Consider the following 24525-nt stretch of genomic DNA (forward strand, 5'->3'; position numbering starts at 1 on the left):
GTTATTTTTTTTATGTCATAATTATTACAAACATATAAAGGAGTTAATTAAAGTGAAAATTGGATTTTTAGGTGCTGGTAATATGGGGAAAGCAATTATTGATGGGTTATTAAATACTAATGCTTTTACTAATGAAAATATTAAAGTTGTTATTAATAGTGATAAAAGTTTTCAATATTGAAATAATCGTCATATTAGTGTAAGTAAACAATGAGAATTTTTAAGGGATTGTGAAATAATTATCTTAGCATTAACCCCACAAGATATTTTAAAATTAAAAGAGCAGTTAACAAATTTATTTACTCAGAAAATAATAATTTCTGTGGCATCGGGAATTAATATGACATTGTTAAAAACAATATTTAAAGATTGTGAGGTTACAAGAGTAATGCCCAATACTTCTTGTCAGTTTAATAATTCAATGACAATGATTTGTGAAGAGGGTAATGTTATTGCTAATGAGCAAGCATTAAACATTTTTAATTATTGTGGTAAAACCATTTCATTAAGTGAAAAACAAATTCATTTGTTTATTGCTATTTGTGGTAATGCTAGTGGTTATTTATATCATTGATTACAACCGTTAATAGAAATTGCTGAAAATAATAATCTTAGTAAAGATGAAGCCAAAACAATTGTTGGTGGTTTATTACTTGGTGTTGCGACAAATATTTTAAATAGTGATTTAGAGCTAAAAAAATTGCAAGAAAATGTAACATCGCCTGATGGTACAACAATGGCAGCAATTAAAGTTTTTGAAACTAATAACTTGCAAAATATTATTAGTGATGCTGTAAATGCTTGTATGTTAAGGAGTAAACAACTAGAAGATAGTATCTAAAATTAAAATTATCAAAAATAAATAAAAATTATCAAAAAAATAGTATAATATTTCTAATCCAAAATCTTAAAATTTATGGTAAATAATCATATTTAAGGAGCTGACAAATGAAAGTATTATTATCTATTGCAAGTATAATGAGTTTAACAGCACCAACATTACCAGTGCCAACAAGTAATATCGAGACTGTTATTAATAATGATATTAAACCGCTTGGTGAAGAAATCGTAATAAGGAGGAATTACTTCATAATATGAGTACTATTGCAGTTGATAGTGTTAATAATAACATTTATTTTGGAACTTATCACGGTGCTTATGTTATTGACCAAAAAACTAACAAAGCAAAATTATTATGTAAGGATGCTTTAAATGTTAATGAATATCGCCATATTCGTGTCGTTGCTATTGATAGCAATAAGAATATTTATTTTGGTACTTTTAGCAATGGCGCATATGTTTTGAAAGTTGGTGCAACTACTGCAACTAAAATTGATGGTGTTGATGATGCTGTTCGTGCGATTGCTATTAATAGTAATAATGATGTTTACTTTGGAACAGTTGCGGGGATAGAAGTTTTAAAAAGTGGTGAAACAACAGTGAGAAAAATTAATGGAATAAATGGTGCTATTAATGCAATTTCTTTTGATAACAATAATAATATGTATTATTCAGTGGAGAAAAGAATTTTTAAATTATTATTAGATGCTAAAATAATAGCAAAGCCACATATAAAAACTGTTCCATTTAATTTACAACCATATAAAATAATTAACAGTAAAAATGTCAGCACAATAGAAGGTACAGTCATTAAAAATGATATTGTTCAAAAAATAAAAACACAATTAGAAAATAAATTTCCAGGAATTACTGAAAAAAAATGATTATTATATTAACACTGATAATTTAAATGATAGCAATTGAACTGTAAATCGAAACATTATTGTTCAAGCAACTAATAATAGCAAATATATTTTTGGTTCCCATATTGAATCAATTCCTATATTAGAACAACCAAAATTAAATAATGGACCACAATCGTCAACGATAAAAAAATTAATTGAAGAAAAAAATAAAATTGGTACAAAAATAATTATTATCATTGCCTTTAGTTTAGTTGCAACTAGTTTAATATTTTGGTATTTACTATATTATTTTGTAATAAAACCAATTAAAAAAAATAAGAAATGCTGAATTATACTTGTAAGTGCAAGTAAATAAAATTGCAAAAGATTTCATATAAAAATTTCATGATGCTAAGTTTATTTTAGAAAAAGTAAATTTAAGGAGTTTTTATATGGGATACAAACATCTTGGCATAGATGAAAGAATTTATATTGAGAATCAATTGAAATTTAAAGTAAAAATTAGTGAAATAGCTAAAAATCTTAATCGAAGTATTAGTACTATTAATCGAGAAGTTAATAGAAATAAAGATAATAATCATTATTTTTCATTAATTGCACAAAATAAAGCAGAAAATAGAAAACAATTACATGTTTATTTTCATAAATTTAAAAATAGAGAATTAGTAAAATATGTACAACAAAAATTATTATTAGGTTGATCGCCTGAACAAATTTATGGCAGAATTAAAAATTTTCATCAAGAATGAATTATTAGTTTTAAAACAATTTACAATTGAATTTATTCTGGATTACTTGAAAAGGTTACTAGTAAAAATTTAAGAAGAAAAGGTAAGAAACGAAAATCTCAAGAAAATCGGGGTAAATTTAATGGTAAATCCATTAAAGAACGAAATATTAATCATCGCATAACTCTTGGCCATTGAGAAGGTGATACTGTAGTATCATCACGAGGTAAAAGTAAATCATGTTTAATAACTTTAGTTGAAAGAACATCAAAATTTACTTTAGCAATATTAGTTGAAAATAGAACTACTAAAGTTATTAACAAAAATATTAGTCATTATTTATCAATTCTTCCAAATAATCTTGTTAAGACTATAACATTTGATAGGGGTAAAGAATTTGCTAATTGACAACAACTTGAAAAAAATTTAAATGTGAAAATTTATTTTGCTGATGCATATTCACCTTGACAAAGAGGTACTAATGAAAATACTAATGGTTTAATTAGAGAAAAATTTCCTAAAAAATTTAATTTTTCAAACACTACTAAAAATGCAGTTCATAAATTTATATTGTCTTTAAACCAAAGACCAAGAAAAATACTAAATTATCTTTCGCCAATCGAATATTTGGTTAGAAAAATAATTTAGTTGCACTTAACTTTACAATTTGGCTTAAATAAGTTCCTCTCTAAGATATAAAAAAATCCAACTAAAAAATTTGCTACTAATCAAAGTAATAAAAAGAAAGGTCTTTTATTAACCTTTCTTTCTAAGAAGAAATCAAAATTTACAATCCTTCTTTATATTTAACTAATTTTTTAATGCCATCGGTAATTTAAAATTATTTAAAATTATGTTTGGAGCAAACATTAAAACTGGTATTACACCACTTATAAATTTAAAACTAATATTAAACTTTGTTAATATTTTTTCAGAAGATAAATCAAGGGGAAAATTTAGATTTTCTATTTCAAATTCTTTGATTAATATATATTTTATATTTACAGCATTAGGAAATCCAGAATTTAATTTTTCTAATGCTTTTAAAATTTCTGGCAATAATGCTGTTTTTAATTCTTCTTTAGTAACTTTTGTTGGATCGTTAGCAATAATCTTTGTTGGTGATTCAATTGATATAATTTTAACATTTGTATAAAACCTTCTTTTAATATTTATTATTATTTCGGCATTATTGTTATTATTTTTTTCACTAACCTTTGCTTTAATATTAATATTTGTTTTATTTCTTATGTCAACTGGAAAATTTTCGCTAAAATCAACGATAAAATCATTTTCAGTTAAAGAATTATCATTTTCTTTTAAAAGTTCTAAAACCGCCCTTTTTACTTTTTCACTAATGTCTGTTTCAAGAATTGACTGTCTTGTTAAAAATTCATCATTAGATGTTTCATTTAATAATATTTCTTTTTGACTAATTTTACTTAGATCAAATTCGAAGTTATTAGGATTAGAAGCACGTAATGTCGGCTCATGATTAATTGTTTCTTCTGCTGATTTTGGTTTAGCAATTGGGTTAATTTTAGCTCTGCTACTACCACAACTAACAACTGAAATTAATCCAATGGCAATTAAATTTACTGCACTTAATAAATTTAATAATTTTTTCAATCTTGTATCCTCCTTTTTATTTGTTATTAACATATTGACATTTATATGTGCAAAGATATTTAAATTAATACAAAGCAAATTAAACAATAAAAATTTCTTTCTCCAAATTTTAATCTAAAATATTCTTCGTTTGGAATTTAATTATAAAACATTTCTCAAACTTTCGCTAAAAATAATTTTTCTTGACCGGTCTTCAACATATGTAAATATTACAAGGTTACCAATTTTTTATATTAAATTTAAAGGTAACAATTAAACTAACTGTTACCTTTCAAGAAAATCTTTTTATTTATTATAACGGTTCAAAACCTTCAGGATAAATATACAACCTAATAAAGAAATATACTCCCTTTCCTTGATCAATCTTAATCATATTTATAAAAAAACTTGATGCTAATTTATAAATCGCTCCTAAAATCACAGTAGGTATTCCTAAAAAGAAAATGCTATTAAGCCTATTAAAGACATTATTAATCTGATTTAATACTTTCATAATACTACTAACTTGTTCTTTTAATAAAAAATTAACAATGTTAGGAGCATATTCACTTAAAAATGGTCAATAATCTTCAACTAATTTCATACCAATATTTTTATCTTGCGGAACAATATCAAAAAGCACAATTAAAAAATCTTTAAACGCCTTTTGAATCATATGAAAGTTTTGCGAATGATTTTTTATTATTTGTTGAAGATTATTATTTGCCAAATTGTAAAGTTAAGTGCAACTAAATTATTTTTCTAACCAAATATTCGATTGGCGAAAGATAATTTAGTATTTTTCTTGGTCTTTGGTTTAAAGACAATATAAATTTATGAACTGCATTTTTAGTAGTGTTTGAAAAATTAAATTTTTTAGGAAATTTTTCTCTAATTAAACCATTAGTATTTTCATTAGTACCTCTTTGTCAAGGTGAATATGCATCAGCAAAATAAATTTTCACATTTAAATTTTTTTCAAGTTGTTGTCAATTAGCAAATTCTTTACCCCTATCAAATGTTATAGTCTTAACAAGATTATTTGGAAGAATTGATAAATAATGACTAATATTTTTGTTAATAACTTTAGTAGTTCTATTTTCAACTAATATTGCTAAAGTAAATCTTGATGTTCTTTCAACTAAAGTTATTAAACATGATTTACTTTTACCTCGTGATGATACTACAGTATCACCTTCTCAATGGCCAAGAGTTATGCGATTATTAACATTTCGTTCTTTAATGGATTTACCATTAAATTTATCCCGATTTTCTTGAGATTTTCGTTTCTTACCTTTTCTTCTTAAATTTTTACTAGTAACCTTTTCAAGTAATCCAGAATAAATTCAATTGTAAATTGTTTTAAAACTAATAATTCATTCTTGATGAAAATTTTTAATTCTGCCATAAATTTGTTCAGGCGATCAACCTAATAATAATTTTTGTTGTACATATTTTACTAATTCTCTATTTTTAAATTTATGAAAATAAACATGTAATTGTTTTCTATTTTCTGCTTTATTTTGTGCAATTAATGAAAAATAATGATTATTATCTTTATTTCTATTAACTTCTCGATTAATAGTACTAATACTTCGATTAAGATTTTTAGCTATTTCACTAATTTTTACTTTAAATTTCAATTGATTCTCAATATAAATTCTTTCATCTATGCCAAGATGTTTGTATCCCATATAAAAACTCCTTAAATTTACTTTTTCTAAAATAAACTTAGCATCATGAAATTTTTATATGAAATCTTTTGCAATTTTATTTACTTGCACTTACAAGTATAATTCAGCTATTTACTAAAAAATATTGTCAAAGTATTTTTTATATCGGAATAACTAGAAACATTTTTAAATCGTAAAACCTCTTTTGTGGCTTGTACTGTTTGTTTATTAAAAAAAATTTTTAAACCTGAATTTTAAAATTTTCAACCAGCATTATAAGATTCTGTTCATACTTTCGCATCTCTAAATGGTTTAATATCAAAATTAAATATTGCTTTAACAGTAGCATCATAATTTGATATATCCATTTGCGATGGTTTTTTATTGTTTGCAAACATACTACATTACTTTTTTGACTAACTAATTGAATTCTACTAGAAGCTAATTGCGTCACACTTGTTAATCCAATAGTGATACTACTTAATACTGATATAAAACTATTCATTAAGTAACCTTCCTTACAAAATATCTTTAGTAAAATATACCTCCTTCATCATTCTTAAAATTTATTTTAGCACATAAATAAAATAAAAAGATGATAATTAATTACTAATTACCATCTTTCATTTTTTTTTGTTTGCTTTTGACATTGATATTGACGATACAAAAAGAATAAAAACCCTAAAACTAAACTTGTTAAAATAAATACCATCATACTAATAGCTAATCCTGACATTACCTTTTTTTCCTTTCACTTCATATTTTTTGAAATAATTGTTTAATTTCTTTATTAAAAGCTAATATAAAAGCAAGCATAACAACTACCGTTATACCAATTATATCACCAACTGCTGCAAAAATAAAGGGCTGACTAATAATGTTATTAACAAAAACTCAGAAATTCATAGTAATACTAATTATTAAAACTAACGGTGCAACAACAAACAATGTTAACTTAAATAATCTTCTTAATTTAATTCAAGAATTCTTATTATTATAATCACATATAATTTGAATTTTTTTTCAAACAAAACATACCCCAATAATTTCAATAATACCAATAATTAATTGTCATAAACCAGCAACTCACGAAGCAATGCCATCAATTAACAATGCTGAATTTTTAAATACTAAAATAAATCCTAACATCATCGCAACACCAGCAACAATTATTGTTGCTGGTAATCGTTTAACATTTAAATCTAAATGAAGTGGTGATGTTGCCCCCTCTGTTGCCATAATTAATGATGAAATTCCAGCAAAGAAAATCGTTAAAAAGAAAATAATCCCAAGAAAACTACCAAGACCATAAGTAACATTATTAATTTCTGCAAATATCTTTGGAAAAACACTAAACACTAACGAAGTTTCACCAGCACCAAATACTTCTTCAAAATTCTTATTTTCTAAAGTAGCAATGTTTCCAATACCAGCAAAAATTGTAATCGCCGCAATCATTGCTAACTAAAACATCACCAAAAACAATAATAAAAGCTTGATTAGTATTATCCTGATTTTTAGGAGCATAACCAGAAAAGATAATTATTGCCGCTGTACAAATACTTAAAGTAAAAAAACCTGATCCAAAAGCACTCGTTCATGTTTTCATTTCTTTTAATTTAGCAATATTAGGTTCAAATAAATGTTGTAACCCTATTCCCGCACCAGTTAAAGTTCCCGAATATATTGCCATACAAACTAACATAATAAATAATCCTGGCATAAAAATCTTATTAGCTTTACCTATTCCTTTTTCAATACCCAAACTAACAATTCCAATAACAATACCTCAAACAACTAAATATGCTACTAAAATACCATAAAACGAAGCCATAACTCAAACAACAGTTGATTGCAACCAACCAAAATATCTGCCCTTTTTACCAGCAAATTCTTCAAATATTTTAATATGAGATTTCCTTCACTTATTTCCTAAATTAATTTCCAAAATTAAAATTGGCAAACCACAAACTAAAATCGCAATAAAAAATGGGATTAAAAAAGCAGCACCACCGTTGCGATACATTTGCGTTGGAAAACCTCAAATATTTCCCAAACCAACAGCACCAGCTAAGGCTGATAATATAAAACCAATATGTGTTAAACCCTTTTTTTCTTTTTCCATTAAAATATAATCTTTCTATTTTAATTATTATAATACGCTAATATTTATCTTTTGTAAAGCTGAATTATACTTGTAAGTGCAAGTAAATAAAATTGCAAAAGATTTCATATAAAAATTTCATGATGCTAAGTTTATTTTAGAAAAAGTAAATTTAAGGAGTTTTTATATGGGATACAAACATCTTGGCATAGATGAAAGAATTTATATTGAGAATCAATTGAAATTTAAAGTAAAAATTAGTGAAATAGCTAAAAATCTTAATCGAAGTATTAGTACTATTAATCGAGAAGTTAATAGAAATAAAGATAATAATCATTATTTTTCATTAATTGCACAAAATAAAGCAGAAAATAGAAAACAATTACATGTTTATTTTCATAAATTTAAAAATAGAGAATTAGTAAAATATGTACAACAAAAATTATTATTAGGTTGATCGCCTGAACAAATTTATGGCAGAATTAAAAATTTTCATCAAGAATGAATTATTAGTTTTAAAACAATTTACAATTGAATTTATTCTGGATTACTTGAAAAGGTTACTAGTAAAAATTTAAGAAGAAAAGGTAAGAAACGAAAATCTCAAGAAAATCGGGGTAAATTTAATGGTAAATCCATTAAAGAACGAAATGTTAATAATCGCATAACTCTTGGCCATTGAGAAGGTGATACTGTAGTATCATCACGAGGTAAAAGTAAATCATGTTTAATAACTTTAGTTGAAAGAACATCAAGATTTACTTTAGCAATATTAGTTGAAAATAGAACTACTAAAGTTATTAACAAAAATATTAGTCATTATTTATCAATTCTTCCAAATAATCTTGTTAAGACTATAACATTTGATAGGGGTAAAGAATTTGCTAATTGACAACAACTTGAAAAAAATTTAAATGTGAAAATTTATTTTGCTGATGCATATTCACCTTGACAAAGAGGTACTAATGAAAATACTAATAGTTTAATTAGAGAAAAATTTCCTAAAAAATTTAATTTTTCAAACACTACTAAAAATGCAGTTCATAAATTTATATTGTCTTTAAACCAAAGACCAAGAAAAATACTAAATTATCTTTCGCCAATCGAATATTTGGTTAGAAAAATAATTTAGTTGCACTTAACTTTACAATTTGGCATTTACTAATGAGAATGGTGATACTTTACTTCATTTAGCAGTAAAAATTAATAATTTAAGTTTAGCAAAGGAATTAATCCAGAGTGGCATTAATATTAATGCTTGTAATCAAGTAGGCACTACGCCACTTCATATTGCTACTTCTATTGGCGATCGTACATTAATGATACAGTTATTATTAACAAATGGAGCTAATATTCATATTTTCAATGAAAAAAAGTTTCACCCCTTTCAATTGTCTTGTCAGAAGCAGATGAAAGAAAAATTAAATTATTGCGAGAAAACGAAATTAATAATCAAATGATAGCAACTAAATCAAATTCAGATATCAGATATAATAATTTATATTTTTTAGGTGATAGTTTATCTGATAGTGGAGCGTTTATTGGTGTTGCTAGAGAATTTAATATTTTTAATATTTTTAAATCACAAGAATTTGAAGCTCCACTTTACAAAGATTTTTGTAGTAATGGTCCGACATATTCACAAATTTTAGCTAATAAATTAGGAATCAAATTAGTTCCTGCTTGAAGATTTAAGTTTTTAAAACAAATTTATGAAAAGATTGGTAATAATTACGCTGTTGCTGGTGCACAAATAACAAAGTTACCTTTTTGAAAACTTAAAAGTATTTTCTGCAATAATTTTTCGTTGCCTAAACAAGCAAAGGCTTTGCTTAAACATCATCAATTAACTGAAAATGATTTAGTTATTATTAATATTGGTGGTAATGAATTAATAAATGCAGTTAACATTTCTGATATTAATGAAAGTAAAGCTACTATCAATAATGCTATCAATATTCAAAAAGCTACTATTATTAATCTAATTAATAATAATGCTCGTAAAATTATTGTTGCTAATGCTCCTGATATTAGCAAGACTCCTTCGTTTTTAAATTCATATAATATGGATAAAGCAAAAAATCTTTCGGAATATTTTAACAGTGTATGATTAGAAGGAATGAAGCAATTACAAACAAAATATCCACAAATTATTAAATTATTTGATTTGAATGTTGTTTTTAATAAAAATTTAGATGAATTTCAAAAAAAAGGTGGAATTACTAATAAGGGTTCTACTGATGTTAATTACAGTTGTATTTTATTTGGTTTGAATGTTAAACCTGAGTTTAATGAAGATTGTGATTTTTATAATATTAATGATTATTTTTTCTTTGATTTTATTCATCCAACAAGTTGGGTTCATGAACAATTAGGAGATATTATTTATGATTTAAGTCAAAGTAAATGGTAATAAATTTTTAAAAATATTGTTAAATATTTTAGATTCATTGTCAAATATTAAAAATCATTAATAAAATCTCATTGTCAAATTTGAATATATTTTTATCAGTTTTGCCAAAAAGTTGAATTCTTACAATAAATGAGTTATTTAAAAAATCACAATGGATTATTAGTTCTGATGCCATTAGAAGTAATGCTAATGAGCATTTCTGAATTAGCAATTTGGAATTTAGTTTAACAAAATTAATATTATTTAAAAACTGTAAACTTAAAAAGTTTACAGTTTTTCTATAGTTAGGGAATGATTAATTTAGTTCTTGTAATAGTAGTCAAAATACTATATAATTAACAAGTAATTAGGGCAGATGAAGGTGAGGGTTTCCTCACCTTCATCTAATTTAAAAGTCATAATTAAAATGTTGACAATAATAGTGTTAGAAGGAGTAAAATAAGATGATTGATGGAATAGAAATTTTAAAAGCAATTGATCTTTTGGTGGAAGAAAAGAAAATTGATCGCAGTTTAATTATTGAGGCTATTAAAGAAGGAATAATAAAAGCTTATGAAAAATATTTGGACCCACAAGCCTTAATAAAAGTAGACTTTGATGAACAAACTGGTCAAATTAAAGTTTATCGTTTATTAAAAATTGTTAGTAAGATTGAAGATGAGTTTGCTGAAATTTTATTAGATGATGTTAAAAATTTAGAGAAAAATTTAACAATTGATAATATATATTATGAGCCTGTTGATACTGATGAATTTTCTCGTTTAGCAGCGTTACAAGTAGCACAAATTTTAAAACAACATTTAAGAGAAGCAGAAAAAGAAGTTGTCTATGAAAAATATATTTCTAAGAAAGATGATATTTTAATTGGCACAATTGATAATATTGAAGAAAACTACTATTTATTAAAAATTGTTGATCGTACTTTTGCAATTTTACCTAAAAAAAATATTATTCCCACAGAGAAATTTTATTTAGGTGATAAAGTAAAGTTTTATGTTGAGGATGTTAATAAAACGAAAAATTTTGGACAAATTTTAGCTTCAAGAACTCATCCAGGATTTTTAAAAAGATTATTAGAAATTGAAGTTCCAGAAATTTATGAAGGAATAATTGAAATTAAAGTCATTGCAAGAATTGCAGGACAAAGATCAAAAGTTGCAGTATTTTGTAATGACCCAACTATTGATCCGATTGGTGCTTGTGTTGGTAATAAAGGAAAAAGAATTCAAAGTATTATGGAAGAATTGAATGATGAAAAAATTGATCTTATTAAGTGAGATGCGGAAATAAAAACATTTATTATTAATGCGTTATCGCCAGCTAAAGCAATTTCTATTAGTTTAGATGAACAAACTAATGAAGCTAATATTATCGTTGCTGATGAGCATTATTCATTAGCTATTGGTAAAAAAGGAATAACAGCAAAATTAACAGCAAAATTAACAAAATGAAAAATTAATATTATTTCTTTAAGTGATGTTTTAAATCAAAATATTATTTTTAAATGAAATGGTAATTTATCGGAACAGCAAATGCAAGAATTACAAAATAAATATCAATTTAAAATCAAGAAAGATAATTTGCTTGTAGGGTTAGAAACAAGTATTGAAGAAATAGATAATGTTGATAATACTAATACTGAATTAGATAGTGATGAATTAGATAAAGATTAAATAAAGGAAAAAATTATTGGTGGCAAAACAAAAATTAGTATATCGGCAATGCATCGTTACAAAAGTTGTTGTTTTACGAAGTGAGTTAATAAGAGTTGTTAAAACAAAACAAGAACAAGTTTTGGTTGATTTAAATTATTGTCTTGCTGGTAAAGGTGCTTATGTTAAGCGAGAAGTTGCTATTATTGAAAAAATGCAAAAAAAACAATTATTAGAAAAGATTTTTAAAACACAAATTGTTGATAATATTTATTTATTATTACTCAAAGTTGTAAAAAAACAGGAGCATAGTAATTAATTAGGGGTGGTGATTGTATGAAAAAAAGTAATCAAAGAAAAAAGCAAACAACAGTTATTAAAAATCAATTAAAAACAGGAAGTGATTCACATCTTGATAATGGGATTTTTATTTTTAGTGAACCATTATCAATTATTGAGTTTTCTAAAAAAACAAATATTCCTGTTGTGAAAATTATTAAATACTTTTTTAATAACGGACAAATGTTAACGCAAAATCATTTTTTGAATGAAGAATTAATTGGTGAGTTATGTTTAGAATTTAGTTTAGATTTTAAAAAGGAAACTGTTATTACGCATCAAAATTTGTTAGAAAATTTAGATATTATTGATGATATTAATGATTTAAAAGAACGGCCACCAGTTGTGACCATTATGGGTCATGTTGATCATGGTAAAACAACTTTGTTAGATAATATTAGAAAATCTAAAATTACTGAGAAAGAATTTGGTGGTATAACGCAACATATTGGTGCTTATCAAATTAAAACAAAGGATAGTAAAATTATTACTTTTTTGGATACGCCTGGACATGAAGCATTTGCGCAAATGCGTGCTCGGGGCGCTAAAGTTACTGATATTGTTGTATTAGTTGTTGCTAGTAATGATGGTGTTATGCCACAAACTAAAGAAGCAATTGATCATGCTAAAGCTGCTAATGTGCCAATTATTGTGTTTGTTAATAAGATGGATTTGCCGTCTGCTAATGTGGAATTAATTATGAAAGATTTAGCAACTTTAGATTTAATTTCGGAAGAGTGAAGTGGTGATACAATTTTTGTTAAAGGTAGTGCTTTAACTGGTGCAGGAATTGATGAATTATTAGATGTAATTTTATTATTAGCGGAAATGCAAGGTTTACAAGCTAATCCAAATTGTTTTGCTAGTGGGACAGTTATTGAGGCGCATTTAGATCGTAATGTTGGTCCCGTTTGTACATTGTTAGTTCAAAATGGCACTTTAAAAATTAAAGATGCTTTGGTAGCAGGAGTTTCTTTTGGTCGGGTTCGTGATATGAAAAATGATCGTAATGTTGCTATTAAGGAAGCAAAACCTTCAATGCCAATTGAAATTCATGGTTTAGATTTTGTTCCTAAGGCGGGTGAACCATTTATGGTGTTTGGTGATGATAAGTTAGCTCGTGAAGTAGCGTTATCAAGAAAAACACAAGATGAAATTAATGAGCGAAGAAAAACTAAAACTTTAAATTTAGAAAATTTATCTGATGAAATTGCAGCTGGTAATTTGAAACATATTGATATTATTTTAAAAACTGATACTCAGGGAAGTTTAGAAGCTTTAAAACAGTCATTAAGTAAAATTAAAATTGATGATATTAGTATTAGAATTATTCGTTCTTCAGTTGGAACAATTAGTGAATCAGATATTACCTTAGCTGTTGCTTCAAAAGCTTTAGTTTATGGTTTTAATGTGCGACCTAATTCTGTTGTGCGAAAATTGGCATTAGATGAAGGCATTGAGATTCATCTTCATAATGTTATTTATAAAGTAATTGAAGAATTGCAACAAGCAGCCAGAGGTTTATTAGATCCAAAGTTTGAAGAGATTGTTTTAGGACAAGCTGCTGTGCGCCAATTATTTCATTATTCTAAGGTTGGTGTCATTGCGGGATGTATGGTTATTGAAGGTGTTATTAGTCGTCAAAGTAAAGTAAAGGTTTTACGAGATGGTATTGTTATTTATGATGGTGATTTATCATCTTTAAAACATCAAAAAGAAGATATTAAAGAATCACGACAAGGAACTGAATGTGGGTTAACTATTAAAAACTTTAATGATATAAAAGAAAATGATGTTATTGAATCTTATTTATTGAAGGAAATTAAGTAATGGTAAATGTTAAGTTTCAACGATTACAAACTACAATTCAACGTTTGCTAACAAATATTTTGCAAAAAGAAGTTAAAGATGAGAATGAAGTTTTGCAAAAATTAATAATTACGGGAGTAAAATTAAATAATGATCGCACAATTGCTAAAGTATATTATGATTCTTTGGTTTTCCAAGAACAAAAGCAGATTATTGAATTAGCGATAAAACAAAATTTGTGATTAATCCGAAAAAAATTAGGTCAACAGTTAACGATTTATAAAGTTCCGCAATTAATTTTTGTTTATGATCAATCATTAAGTGAAAGTAGAAAAATTGAAGATATTTTAAATAAAATTAAAAAAGATTCTTCTAACTTTTAAACGGTAATTTTTTAAGATGTAATATACCACAGATGTTTTGCACAATCAAGAAAAATTTTAAAAAAGGAGAAATTAATTTATTAATTCTTGTAATTTTTGAAATGGTGATTTATTTTGTAATGCTGAATGACAGCGTTGGAAGTTGTAATAGTAATAATATTGATTTAAGAAATGTTGTAGTTCGTTTTGATTTATTTTTTTATCCTTAGCATAAAATAATTTGGTATAATGTTGATGAAACCGTTCGATTTTACCCTTACTCTGTGGCGAACGAATTGGAGTGGTTTCATGGGTAACACCGTTCCTTGAAAGAAAGGCTGTAAAAGGCCTTTCTTTTACTTTGTATGCTTTTTTATTACTTCAATTAGTGGTGATAAATTCCGGAGCATTATCAGTGCGAAGGCGTTTAATGGTTATGCCAAGTTCGCTAAAATCTTTCATTGCTCTTTGCACGGCGTTAATCGCGTTATTGGTTCCTAAACTATCATAAACATAACCAAATACTATGCGTGTCATTTCATCAATGAAATCATAAATATAATACTTTTTATCAACCGGAAAATTTGATGTGGTAATGATTTTGGCATCCATTTGTAAAAGACCAATCTCAGAGACTTCATAACGCTTAAAATGACGTTTTGTTTGTTTGATTTGTTGTTTTAATTCTTTTCATCGAGAGTCAGATTTAATTCAGCGATAAAAGGTTTTAATATTTTTCGGAATTTCTGCAGTTTTAATATCGTGAAAACCCATTTTTAAATTGTTAAATAAAGACCACATTCCACCAGCTTGAATATTTCTATAATGCTGAATTATACTTGTAAGTGCAAGTAAATAAAATTGCAAAAGATTTCATATAAAAATTTCATGATGCTAAGTTTATTTTAGAAAAAGTAAATTTAAGGAGTTTTTATATGGGATACAAACATCTTGGCATAGATGAAAGAATTTATATTGAGAATCAATTGAAATTTAAAGTAAAAATTAGTGAAATAGCTAAAAATCTTAATCGAAGTATTAGTACTATTAATCGAGAAGTTAATAGAAATAAAGATAATAATCATTATTTTTCATTAATTGCACAAAATAAAGCAGAAAATAGAAAACAATTACATGTTTATTTTCATAAATTTAAAAATAGAGAATTAGTAAAATATGTACAACAAAAATTATTATTAGGTTGATCGCCTGAACAAATTTATGGCAGAATTAAAAATTTTCATCAAGAATGAATTATTAGTTTTAAAACAATTTACAATTGAATTTATTCTGGATTACTTGAAAAGGTTACTAGTAAAAATTTAAGAAGAAAAGGTAAGAAACCAAAATCTCAAGAAAATCGGGGTAAATTTAATGGTAAATCCATTAAAGAACGAAATGTTAATAATCGCATAACTCTTGGCCATTGAGAAGGTGATACTGTAGTATCATCACGAGGTAAAAGTAAATCATGTTTAATAACTTTAGTTGAAAGAACATCAAGATTTACTTTAGCAATATTAGTTGAAAATAGAACTACTAAAGTTATTAACAAAAATATTAGTCATTATTTATCAATTCTTCCAAATAATCTTGTTAAGACTATAACATTTGATAGGGGTAAAGAATTTGCTAATTGACAACAACTTGAAAAAAATTTAAATGTGAAAATTTATTTTGCTGATGCATATTCACCTTGACAAAGAGGTACTAATGAAAATACTAATGGTTTAATTAGAGAAAAATTTCCTAAAAAATTTAATTTTTCAAACACTACTAAAAATGCAGTTCATAAATTTATATTGTCTTTAAACCAAAGACCAAGAAAAATACTAAATTATCTTTTTTAAATAATTTGTCTAAAAGTTTTTTCATTTTTATTTTCCTTTCATATTTTTTATCGTCCTTTAATCACAATAAATAAAGCAATAAGTACACAAGTGACACCAAGAATGGTAAAAATTGGGTGTTGCGAAAATGTCCGAGCCATTGGTTTAAATAGTTCTAAAATTGTTAAATTGCTAGTAATAAATTTTTGGAAATTGGCAAGCCCCTCGCTAATATAGTTTGTTAAAGTTTCAAAATGACTACCAGCCAATAATCCAAGAACAGTTATTAAGATAAAAATAATAATTAGTTTAAACATTGTTAGTTACCTTGCTTTGTTTTTATTGGTTTTGTTTGTTTTTTAGATTTTCCTCATGCACTTAATCGACCCTTATTTTTAACCGCATATTGGCGTTGTTTTTCTAAATTAACTTGTTGACTACCAAATCCGAGAATAATTGCCATAAGAAATTCTACAGCAAGCGTTAAGAATAGAGGAAATATTAGTTGAATATTCGTTCCCGGTACTTCAAGACTTCAAATTAAATCAAAAACTTTATAAAGCATTTGGGCAAGAAAGTCAGCCATTTTTGCGAGATTTTCCATTTTTTATTATTCCTTTTCTTTCATTTTTCTTAAAAATTTGCTAAATTTATCCATTTTTAAATATTCTAAGTCTTCTAAATCAATTGCGGTGTCAGTATAATATTTATCTTCATAGTCAGGATTTACTTTTGAATTTAAGTAATCTCTTAAAAACGCTAGGTAAAAAGAATTGTAGGTGTTAAGTATTGGTAGAGGAATTTTTAGTTTAAAAAAATAAATATCAAGTTCAGGAATATCACGATATTTAATGCGGCGACCTTTTTTGCTATTTTTAGCATCAATTAAGGTGTTTCGTCAGCGTTCATATTCTTCAATGCTCGTAAAGGTACCATAGATGACTTTTAAGTAGGGGCGAAAAATATTAACAGGTTTTTTACGAATACCCACAATCACATTATTGGCAATATCACGAACTTTAACTCAAATATGTTTATCTCTTTGACCACTAGCGAGAACAATATGGCCAAAATGTCGTGCCAGAGCAAAATATTCTTGGATACCTGTTTCTTCGTTTTTGGTATTATTTTTTTCTCAATCAGTTCCTTCTAAAAATAAGTTGGTTTCATCTCACAAAAGTAAGGTTTTGTCTGGCAATACTGGATAATCAAAGTCTAATAATCCCATATGCCCTAAACTTAATTTTTGGGTTTCTAGTAATGGAAAGGTTGAGGCGATGTGATATTTCTTCTTTTTTAATAATTTTGATGCGTACACTAGAAAAGCCGTTTTGCCAGTTCCTAATGAACCAATCACAATATTTAATGGTGAATTTTTTAAGAAATTAATAACTTTGTTAATTTGTGTTAAATTACTGATTTTAAAAATGAAAATTAAAATACAACCTGCTAAAAATAAATAGCTTACAATGTTTTTAAAATAACCGTTGTAAATGTATCAAATTGCTCCTCAATGTCATAAAATTAAAAATGAGGTGCGATTTAATTCAATAAAATGGTTATTTTTTTCTATTATTCATTTGCAAAATTTCATCTTGCACCTCACTTTATTTTTTTATTAGCGTACTGCTCCAAGTAATTTTTCAAACATTTTAAAGCAAATAAAGAATATTGCCAAAATAAATGGAAAAATGAATATTCAGTAGTCAGCAAAGAAGTTACCGACTTGTGGCATATTAACAGCAATAATTTCTCACATTTTAGTAAACGCTGTTATAATTGCATTTCACAATTTAGTCATCGCATCGCTAGCTGTTATTTTTTCTACTGTTGCTGGTGCGTCGGCTAAGAAAGTTCCAAACATATAATCACCCCCTTTCTTTTTAAAACATTCATCATTTATATTCAAAGTTTTTCTTAAATTTGTTAAAACCACGGTTAACCTTAACACGATTGTATTTTTTCCTAATTAATTTTGAATTTCTTTGGGAATGCATCACAATGTAAATTCTTGACATTAATTTTGCTTCTATCTAAATACTGATATAGTTTTTCAAAGTAGCATTAGAATAAATCACATCATAATCGCCGTTAGTAACCAAAAGGCAATGTTTGTTATTAAAAGTCAAAGTGGTTTTTCCGTTAAATTAATTTCTTCGCCACTAGTAATATGAGCCGGAATAGTTGTAATTTGAATAAATAAATCTCAGAAAGTTTGTTTAATTTGTTCTCAATTAAATTCTTTTAAATTTACTGTCATTTTTTATCTCCCAAAAATTATTTTTATTGGTAAATACATAATTGAAATTAATGCGAAAAGAAAAGTAATGATAATAATTAATCCGGCAATAAACGCAACTTGTGCAGGCATTTTTTCTATCGGAACAAACAGTTTTAAGAATTCCATAATAATTTCTCAAAACATTATTTTTTATTCTCATTAATTTCTTTTGAATTAGGAGCTTTAACTCATTCTTCAAAGCGAGCAATAAATACTTTTTCGTCTTTTATAAAATTACCAGTATTATTTTTAATGGCATTTTTATATTTAATTCTAATTTTTATTTTGGCATAAATTTTATAAGCAAAATATGCCAATAGCATTATGCAAATGATAATAAATATTATTCCAATCGCAATATTCATTTTTAAACTCCTTTAAAATAGTTATAATTTATATCTTTTTTGTTGTTTTCTTTTTCGGCAATGAAGAAGCTTAATAATTCTTGTCCCTTAATTAATTTGGTTTCATTTTCTTTTTGATTAATTGAAATTATTTGATATTTACTATCTTTTATTATTCCAATACAAATTGAATTTTCGTATTTTCCTTTATAAACAAATCTTTTTGGAAACCAAATGCCGATTTGTTCATTAAATCAGGGAATTTTAGGTGCTTTAATAAACATTGCATTTTGTGTTTCTTTTAAGAGATATTTTTTAGTATTTAAGAAAATGTTTTCAATGTTTTTCATAATAAATTACCTTTCTTATAAATAAACTAAGTTATATTAACTAAGTTGTTAGTTAACTTAGTTTTTTAAACACTTATATAGCGCAGATTTAAGTGTTTAACAAGCTTTGTTATTAAATTTTGTTTTTTAATTAGATAAAGATTTTAATAATTTTAAACTTAGCATACCCCTATATAGAAATTTCTACACTTTAATATCCGCATCCTACCCTTGGAACTAATTTAATAGCGTGTATATTTTTAGGAAATCCACCCATTCATTTTTTTATTGCAAAACGAAACAAATTGCTATAGCTAATAGGGTGCTATCTATTAACTGGTAAAACTTCTTTTGGTTATGGCGACCACCCACAATTTATCGTGTCTTAATACATACCAACATCATTAATTCACTTGTATTTAATTTTCAAAGAACAAATTTTTAACACCTTATAAAATAAAAAGACAATCATTGCTGACTGTCTTAATACTTATTCAAATCTTTACCTACCTAACAAAACTTTATGCGTCCATTAAATTGTTCTTGTTCACTAATATCCAATTGTACTACTCTTTCAATGCCATTACTTCCTATGACTGCGGGAATACCTGTATAAATATCTTTTTGGTGATATTCACCGTTTAAATAAACACCAACAGGTAAAATCACTTGTTCATCATTTAAAACTGCTTTAACAATTCTTGCTAAACAAACACCAATTCCATAATGAGTAGCTTTTTTTAATTTAATTATTTCATAAGCTTTTTGAATAACTAATTTATGAATTGATTTTAATGTTTCATCATTAATTAACTGGTTTTTCTTTAAAGTCATTAAATTTTCAGCACCAACAATTGCTTTGGAGTATAATGCAACAGATGAATCACCGTGTTCATCAGCAATATATGCGGTCACCGATGTTGGTGAAATTTTAAAATGTTCTCCTAAAGCAAACATTAATCGTGAAGAATCAAGAATTGTTCCTGATCCAAAAATACGATTTGTAGCAAAACCACTAACTTTTTGAGCAACAAATGTTAATACATCAACAGGATTAGAAGCAATAATTACAATACCGCCAAATCCAGAATTTTTAATTTCTTTCATAATATTACTAATTATTTTAGCATTATCAACTACTAAATCTAGTCTTGTTTCATCAGGTTTTTGCGGACGACCTGCGGTAACAACAATAATATCAGCATCTTTACAATCAAGATACGAACCCGTTTGTTACTTTATGAAAGGGTCTTTCTTGTCATGCTAAAGTATCTTCAAAGTCTAATCTATTACCGTGGGCAACATCTTGAAAAGCATCAATTAAAACATATTCTGATGCTAAACCAGTATTACAAGAATACAAGAATGATGAGCCTACTGCTCCACAACCAACTAAAACTATTTTTCTTCTATTATTCAATATTACCTACCTCCTATTAAGTTTATTTTATCATTTTTTAACATAAATTATTTTACAAATATTAAATCTCTTGAAGACTTAGTTAATATTTCATAACCTTTCTTAGTTACTAAAATATCATCTTCAATTCTAACACCACCTAATTGAGGAATATAAATTCCTGGTTCAACAGTAATTACCATTCCTACTTCTAAAATAATATCCGAATTATTGGTTATATATGGATATTCATGAACTTCAATGCCTAAACCATGACCAGTACTATGAGTAAAATATTTACCATAACCTTTTTTAGTAATATATTCACGACATATTTTGTCAATTGTACCTGATGATATTCCAGGAGCAATCGCCTTAATTCCTAAATCTTGAGCTTCTAAAACAATCTTATAAATATCTTCCAATTTTTTATCTAGTTTATTACCAATAACAAAAGTTCTTGTCATATCAGAACACAATCCTTGATAAATAACACCAAAATCACAAGTGATAATTTCATTATTATTTATTACTTTATTAGTAGCCCTACCGTGGGGTAACGATGAACGAACGCCTGATGCTACAATGCAATCAAAACTCGGTTTTTCACCACCAAATTTAAGGAAATTATCAATAATAATTCTTTCTAATCGCTTTTCAGTCATATTAGGCTTTACTTTTTTAATAATTGCTTTAAATGTTTTATCACCGATCTTAGCAGCCTGTTTTAATTTTTTAATTTCATCCTTAGTTTTAATCATACGGATTTTATTTACTAATACAGCTTTTAATGAAACCGCTAATTTTTCACTTCAAGTTGTAAATAAAGCATATGAAGTATATTCGCTTTCAAAGCCTAATGTTATAATGTTATATTTCTTAATTAATTCATTTAATTGTTCATAAATATTTTCCATTAAAATAATGTTATCAATATTTTTTGCTTGCATTTTTCCATCTTCAATATATCGTCCATCTAAAATTAAAAACGACTTTTCTTTAGTAACTAATAAATATCCTGCTGTTGAAGAAAATGTTGTATATCACAAACGATTATAATCAGATGTAATTAATAAAGCATCAACTTTTTGTTCTTTTAATAGTTTTTTAACAATTTTATGTTGCATAATATTTATCCTTTCGTATTAATAAATTAAATAGCCAAATTGTAAAGTTAAGTGCAACTAAATTATTTTTCTAACCAAATATTCGATTGGTGAAAGATAATTTAGTATTTTTCTTGGTCTTTGGTTTAAAGACAATATAAATTTATGAACTGCATTTTTAGTAGTGTTTGAAAAATTAAATTTTTTAGGAAATTTTTCTCTAATTAAACCATTAGTATTTTCATTAGTCCCTCTTTGTCAAGGTGAATATGCATCAGCAAAATAAATTTTCACATTTAAATTTTTTTCAAGTTGTTGTCAATTAGCAAATTCTTTACCCCTATCAAATGTTATAGTCTTAACAAGATTATTTGGAAGAATTGATAAATAATGACTAATATTTTTGTTAATAACTTTAGTAGTTCTATTTTCAACTAATATTGCTAAAGTAAATCTTGATGTTCTTTCAACTAAAGTTATTAAACATGATTTACTTTTACCTCATGATGATACTACAGTATCACCTTCTCAATGGCCAAGAGTTATGCGATTATTAACATTTCGTTCTTTAATGGATTTACCATTAAATTTACCCCGATTTTCTTGAGATTTTCGTTTCTTACCTTTTCTTCTTAAATTTTTACTAGTAACCTTTTCAAGTAATCCAGAATAAATTCAATTGTAAATTGTTTTAAAACTAATAATTCATTCTTGATGAAAATTTTTAATTCTGCCATAAATTTGTTCAGGCGATCAACCTAATAATAATTTTTGTTGTACATATTTTACTAATTCTCTATTTTTAAATTTATGAAAATAAACATGTAATTGTTTTCTATTTTCTGCTTTATTTTGTGCAATTAATGAAAAATAATGATTATTATCTTTATTTCTATTAACTTCTCGATTATATAGTACTAATACTTCGATTAAGATTTTTAGCTATTTCACTAATTTTTACTTTAAATTTCAATTGATTCTCAATATAAATTCTTTCATCTATGCCAAGATGTTTGTATCCTATATAAAAACTCCTTAAATTTACTTTTTCTAAAATAAACTTAGCATCATGAAATTTTTATATGAAATCTTTTGCAATTTTATTTACTTGCACTTACAAGTATAATTCAGCAATATAAAAAAAGAAAAGGATTATTTCTTTTCTTTATGCATTGTTTTTGCGTTACAACGCGAACAATATTTATTGAATTCTACTCGTTCGGGATGCAACTTTTTATTTTTCTTATCAATATAATTTTCTTCTTTACAAATTTCACAACGTAATGTAATACCTTCACGCATCCTTGTTCCTCCTTTTATACCCAATATATTAAATTATATAACAAATTACTAACAAATTACTAACAAATTATTAACACATAAAAACTGCAACAATTAATGTCAACACTAAACTGGCAATACTCTTTTGCAATATTAAAAGTTAAATTATGATTATGCCAAATTGTAAAGTTAAGTGCAACTAAATTATTTTTCTAACCAAATATTCGATTGGCGAAAGATAATTTAGTATTTTTCTTGGTCTTTGGTTTAAAGACAATATAAATTTATGAACTGCATTTTTATTAGTGTTTGAAAAATTAAATTTTTTAGGAAATTTTTCTCTAATTAAACCATTAGTATTTTCATTAGTACCTCTTTGTCAAGGTGAATATGCATCAGCAAAATAAATTTTCACATTTAAATTTTTTTCAAGTTGTTGTCAATTAGCAAATTCTTTACCCCTATCAAATGTTATAGTCTTAACAAGATTATTTGGAAGAATTGATAAATAATGACTAATATTTTTGTTAATAACTTTAGTAGTTCTATTTTCAACTAATATTGCTAAAGTAAATCTTGATGTTCTTTCAACTAAAGTTATTAAACATGATTTACTTTTACCTCGTGATGATACTACAGTATCACCTTCTCAATGGCCAAGAGTTATGCGATTATTAATATTTCGTTCTTTAATGGATTTACCATTAAATTTACCCCGATTTTCTTGAGATTTTCGTTTCTTACCTTTTCTTCTTAAATTTTTACTAGTAACCTTTTCAAGTAATCCAGAATAAATTCAATTGTAAATTGTTTTAAAACTAATAATTCATTCTTGATGAAAATTTTTAATTCTGCCATAAATTTGTTCAGGCGATCAACCTAATAATAATTTTTGTTGTACATATTTTACTAATTCTCTATTTTTAAATTTATGAAAATAAACATGTAATTGTTTTCTATTTTCTGCTTTATTTTGTGCAATTAATGAAAAATAATGATTATTATCTTTATTTCTATTAACTTCTCGATTAATAGTACTAATACTTCGATTAAGATTTTTAGCTATTTCACTAATTTTTACTTTAAATTTCAATTGATTCTCAATATAAATTCTTTCATCTATGCCAAGATGTTTGTATCCCATATAAAAACTCCTTAAATTTACTTTTTCTAAAATAAACTTAGCATCATGAAATTTTTATATGAAATCTTTTGCAATTTTATTTACTTGCACTTACAAGTATAATTCAGCTATTTATTAACTAATTTTGGACAATAAAATAAAAATATAAAAACCCAAAACCACCAAAAAAAGATATTAAAAAATAGCCAAATTGTAAAGTTGCAAGAAAAATAAAAGCAATCATATTAGGCAAGTATGCAACAAACGATGCTAATAGTGCTCCAGTAATACCAGCTATTTTATAACCAACAGAAGCTGATACTTGAAAAATGCTTGGTCCACAGGAATAGTATTTGCTAAAATGCTGAATTATACTTGTAAGTGCAAGTAAATAAAATTGCAAAAGATTTCATATAAAAATTTCATGATGCTAAGTTTA

The 24525-nt window shown here is 25.7% G+C and carries 33 protein-coding genes; 11 read left to right on the forward strand and 22 right to left on the reverse strand.

The window, feature by feature from the left end; translation table 4 throughout:
• The first annotated feature begins 52 nt into the window (after nt 1-52).
• From AAHN02_RS03930 to AAHN02_RS03940, 3 genes are all read left to right on the forward strand, one after another.
• Complete coding sequence (locus tag AAHN02_RS03930) at nt 53-841, forward strand: pyrroline-5-carboxylate reductase (RefSeq protein WP_342277369.1); 789 nt, start codon at nt 53-55, stop codon at nt 839-841.
• 253 nt (nt 842-1094) lie between these two features.
• Nucleotides 1095-1736 carry a hypothetical protein gene (locus AAHN02_RS03935; RefSeq protein ID WP_342277370.1) on the forward strand — a complete coding sequence of 214 codons (642 nt, stop codon included), beginning with the start codon at nt 1095-1097 and terminating at the stop codon, nt 1734-1736.
• A gap of 401 nt (nt 1737-2137) precedes the next feature.
• A complete protein-coding gene (locus AAHN02_RS03940; protein WP_342277371.1) occupies nt 2138-3082 on the forward strand; it encodes an IS30 family transposase in 945 nt (314 codons plus the stop codon).
• Between the two features lie 162 nt (nt 3083-3244).
• On the opposite strand, the gene AAHN02_RS03945 is transcribed toward AAHN02_RS03940, so the two are convergent.
• The 5 genes from AAHN02_RS03945 to AAHN02_RS03965 all read right to left on the reverse strand — a co-directional run bounded on the left by AAHN02_RS03945 (nt 3245) and on the right by AAHN02_RS03965 (nt 7840).
• Nucleotides 3245-4063 (reverse strand): lipoprotein, encoded by an 819-nt coding sequence (locus AAHN02_RS03945; protein ID WP_342277372.1) that lies wholly within the window; start codon nt 4061-4063, stop codon nt 3245-3247.
• 292 nt (nt 4064-4355) lie between these two features.
• Nucleotides 4356-4772: a hypothetical protein gene (locus tag AAHN02_RS03950; protein WP_342277373.1), complete on the reverse strand. Its 417-nt coding sequence runs from the start codon at nt 4770-4772 to the stop codon at nt 4356-4358.
• Nucleotides 4773-4791: 19 nt separating this feature from the next.
• On the reverse strand, nt 4792-5736 hold the full coding sequence (locus AAHN02_RS03955; protein ID WP_342277374.1) for an IS30 family transposase: 945 nt from the start codon (nt 5734-5736) through the stop codon (nt 4792-4794).
• A gap of 714 nt (nt 5737-6450) precedes the next feature.
• Complete coding sequence (locus AAHN02_RS03960; RefSeq protein WP_342277375.1) at nt 6451-7173, reverse strand: hypothetical protein; 723 nt, start codon at nt 7171-7173, stop codon at nt 6451-6453.
• Nucleotides 7115-7840, reverse strand: coding sequence for a hypothetical protein (locus AAHN02_RS03965; protein ID WP_342277376.1), 726 nt, complete (start codon nt 7838-7840; stop codon nt 7115-7117). Before AAHN02_RS03965 ends, AAHN02_RS03960 begins: the two co-directional genes overlap by 59 nt.
• A 166-nt stretch (nt 7841-8006) precedes the next feature.
• On the opposite strand from AAHN02_RS03965, the gene AAHN02_RS03970 reads away from it, so the two are divergent.
• The 7 genes from AAHN02_RS03970 to rbfA all read left to right on the forward strand — a co-directional run bounded on the left by AAHN02_RS03970 (nt 8007) and on the right by rbfA (nt 14415).
• Nucleotides 8007-8951, forward strand: a complete 945-nt coding sequence (locus tag AAHN02_RS03970; protein ID WP_338968677.1) for an IS30 family transposase — start codon at nt 8007-8009, stop codon at nt 8949-8951.
• A gap of 19 nt (nt 8952-8970) precedes the next feature.
• On the forward strand, nt 8971-9282 hold the full coding sequence (locus AAHN02_RS06425; protein WP_425289498.1) for an ankyrin repeat domain-containing protein: 312 nt from the start codon (nt 8971-8973) through the stop codon (nt 9280-9282).
• A complete protein-coding gene (locus tag AAHN02_RS03980) occupies nt 9216-10232 on the forward strand; it encodes an SGNH/GDSL hydrolase family protein (RefSeq protein ID WP_342277378.1) in 1017 nt (338 codons plus the stop codon). The genes AAHN02_RS06425 and AAHN02_RS03980 overlap by 67 nt, the downstream gene beginning before the upstream one ends.
• Nucleotides 10233-10675: 443 nt before the next feature.
• The gene (gene nusA / locus AAHN02_RS03985; protein WP_342277379.1) at nt 10676-11905 is read left to right on the forward strand and encodes a transcription termination factor NusA; all 1230 of its coding nucleotides are present in this window, start codon (nt 10676-10678) and stop codon (nt 11903-11905) included.
• A gap of 19 nt (nt 11906-11924) precedes the next feature.
• Entirely contained in the window at nt 11925-12203 is a 279-nt protein-coding gene (locus tag AAHN02_RS03990) for a YlxR family protein (protein ID WP_342278186.1), read from the forward strand.
• Between the two features lie 17 nt (nt 12204-12220).
• Nucleotides 12221-14053, forward strand: coding sequence for a translation initiation factor IF-2 (gene infB / locus AAHN02_RS03995; RefSeq protein ID WP_342277380.1), 1833 nt, complete (start codon nt 12221-12223; stop codon nt 14051-14053).
• The gene (rbfA, locus tag AAHN02_RS04000) at nt 14053-14415 is read left to right on the forward strand and encodes a 30S ribosome-binding factor RbfA (protein ID WP_342190088.1); all 363 of its coding nucleotides are present in this window, start codon (nt 14053-14055) and stop codon (nt 14413-14415) included. Before infB ends, rbfA begins: the two co-directional genes overlap by 1 nt.
• 72 nt (nt 14416-14487) lie before the next feature.
• On the opposite strand, the gene AAHN02_RS04005 is transcribed toward rbfA, so the two are convergent.
• Nucleotides 14488-15261 (reverse strand): DDE-type integrase/transposase/recombinase, encoded by a 774-nt coding sequence (locus tag AAHN02_RS04005; RefSeq protein ID WP_342277381.1) that lies wholly within the window; start codon nt 15259-15261, stop codon nt 14488-14490.
• 68 nt (nt 15262-15329) lie between these two features.
• Between AAHN02_RS04005 and AAHN02_RS04010 the strand changes: the two genes are divergently transcribed.
• Complete coding sequence (locus AAHN02_RS04010) at nt 15330-16244, forward strand: IS30 family transposase (protein WP_342277382.1); 915 nt, start codon at nt 15330-15332, stop codon at nt 16242-16244.
• A 47-nt stretch (nt 16245-16291) separates the two neighbouring features.
• On the opposite strand, the gene AAHN02_RS04015 is transcribed toward AAHN02_RS04010, so the two are convergent.
• The 16 genes from AAHN02_RS04015 to AAHN02_RS04085 all read right to left on the reverse strand — a co-directional run bounded on the left by AAHN02_RS04015 (nt 16292) and on the right by AAHN02_RS04085 (nt 24489).
• On the reverse strand, nt 16292-16540 hold the full coding sequence (locus AAHN02_RS04015; RefSeq protein WP_215826579.1) for a hypothetical protein: 249 nt from the start codon (nt 16538-16540) through the stop codon (nt 16292-16294).
• 2 nt (nt 16541-16542) lie between these two features.
• Entirely contained in the window at nt 16543-16827 is a 285-nt protein-coding gene (locus tag AAHN02_RS04020) for a hypothetical protein (protein ID WP_342277383.1), read from the reverse strand.
• Between the two features lie 6 nt (nt 16828-16833).
• Nucleotides 16834-17817 carry a hypothetical protein gene (locus AAHN02_RS04025; protein ID WP_338967126.1) on the reverse strand — a complete coding sequence of 328 codons (984 nt, stop codon included), beginning with the start codon at nt 17815-17817 and terminating at the stop codon, nt 16834-16836.
• Between the two features lie 24 nt (nt 17818-17841).
• Nucleotides 17842-18087: a hypothetical protein gene (locus AAHN02_RS04030; protein ID WP_342189776.1), complete on the reverse strand. Its 246-nt coding sequence runs from the start codon at nt 18085-18087 to the stop codon at nt 17842-17844.
• A gap of 165 nt (nt 18088-18252) precedes the next feature.
• On the reverse strand, nt 18253-18483 hold the full coding sequence (locus AAHN02_RS04035) for a hypothetical protein (protein WP_342277384.1): 231 nt from the start codon (nt 18481-18483) through the stop codon (nt 18253-18255).
• 3 nt (nt 18484-18486) lie between these two features.
• A complete protein-coding gene (locus tag AAHN02_RS04040; RefSeq protein ID WP_342277385.1) occupies nt 18487-18648 on the reverse strand; it encodes a hypothetical protein in 162 nt (53 codons plus the stop codon).
• Nucleotides 18648-18869 (reverse strand): hypothetical protein, encoded by a 222-nt coding sequence (locus AAHN02_RS04045; protein ID WP_342277386.1) that lies wholly within the window; start codon nt 18867-18869, stop codon nt 18648-18650. Before AAHN02_RS04045 ends, AAHN02_RS04040 begins: the two co-directional genes overlap by 1 nt.
• A 2-nt stretch (nt 18870-18871) precedes the next feature.
• Nucleotides 18872-19198 carry a hypothetical protein gene (locus AAHN02_RS04050; RefSeq protein ID WP_215826298.1) on the reverse strand — a complete coding sequence of 109 codons (327 nt, stop codon included), beginning with the start codon at nt 19196-19198 and terminating at the stop codon, nt 18872-18874.
• Between the two features lie 489 nt (nt 19199-19687).
• On the reverse strand, nt 19688-20374 hold the full coding sequence (locus tag AAHN02_RS04055) for a lactate/malate family dehydrogenase (protein WP_342278187.1): 687 nt from the start codon (nt 20372-20374) through the stop codon (nt 19688-19690).
• 10 nt (nt 20375-20384) lie between these two features.
• Nucleotides 20385-20540 (reverse strand): hypothetical protein, encoded by a 156-nt coding sequence (locus tag AAHN02_RS04060; RefSeq protein WP_342277387.1) that lies wholly within the window; start codon nt 20538-20540, stop codon nt 20385-20387.
• 104 nt (nt 20541-20644) lie between these two features.
• A complete protein-coding gene (locus tag AAHN02_RS04065) occupies nt 20645-21703 on the reverse strand; it encodes a Xaa-Pro peptidase family protein (protein WP_338967885.1) in 1059 nt (352 codons plus the stop codon).
• A 57-nt stretch (nt 21704-21760) separates the two neighbouring features.
• On the reverse strand, nt 21761-22618 hold the full coding sequence (locus tag AAHN02_RS04070; protein ID WP_342278178.1) for an IS30 family transposase: 858 nt from the start codon (nt 22616-22618) through the stop codon (nt 21761-21763).
• A complete protein-coding gene (locus AAHN02_RS06430) occupies nt 22590-22655 on the reverse strand; it encodes a hypothetical protein (RefSeq protein ID WP_425289510.1) in 66 nt (21 codons plus the stop codon). The genes AAHN02_RS04070 and AAHN02_RS06430 overlap by 29 nt, the downstream gene beginning before the upstream one ends.
• A 179-nt stretch (nt 22656-22834) precedes the next feature.
• Nucleotides 22835-22984, reverse strand: a complete 150-nt coding sequence (gene rpmG, locus AAHN02_RS04075) for a 50S ribosomal protein L33 (RefSeq protein ID WP_215826806.1) — start codon at nt 22982-22984, stop codon at nt 22835-22837.
• A gap of 178 nt (nt 22985-23162) precedes the next feature.
• Nucleotides 23163-24107, reverse strand: a complete 945-nt coding sequence (locus AAHN02_RS04080) for an IS30 family transposase (RefSeq protein ID WP_342277388.1) — start codon at nt 24105-24107, stop codon at nt 23163-23165.
• A gap of 118 nt (nt 24108-24225) precedes the next feature.
• Nucleotides 24226-24489 (reverse strand): hypothetical protein, encoded by a 264-nt coding sequence (locus tag AAHN02_RS04085; protein ID WP_342277389.1) that lies wholly within the window; start codon nt 24487-24489, stop codon nt 24226-24228.
• Nucleotides 24490-24525: the final 36 nt, after the last annotated feature.

Source organism: Spiroplasma endosymbiont of Nephrotoma flavescens (assembly GCF_964030835.1).
Taxonomy (GTDB): Bacteria; Bacillota_I; Bacilli_A; order Mycoplasmatales; family Nriv7; genus Nriv7.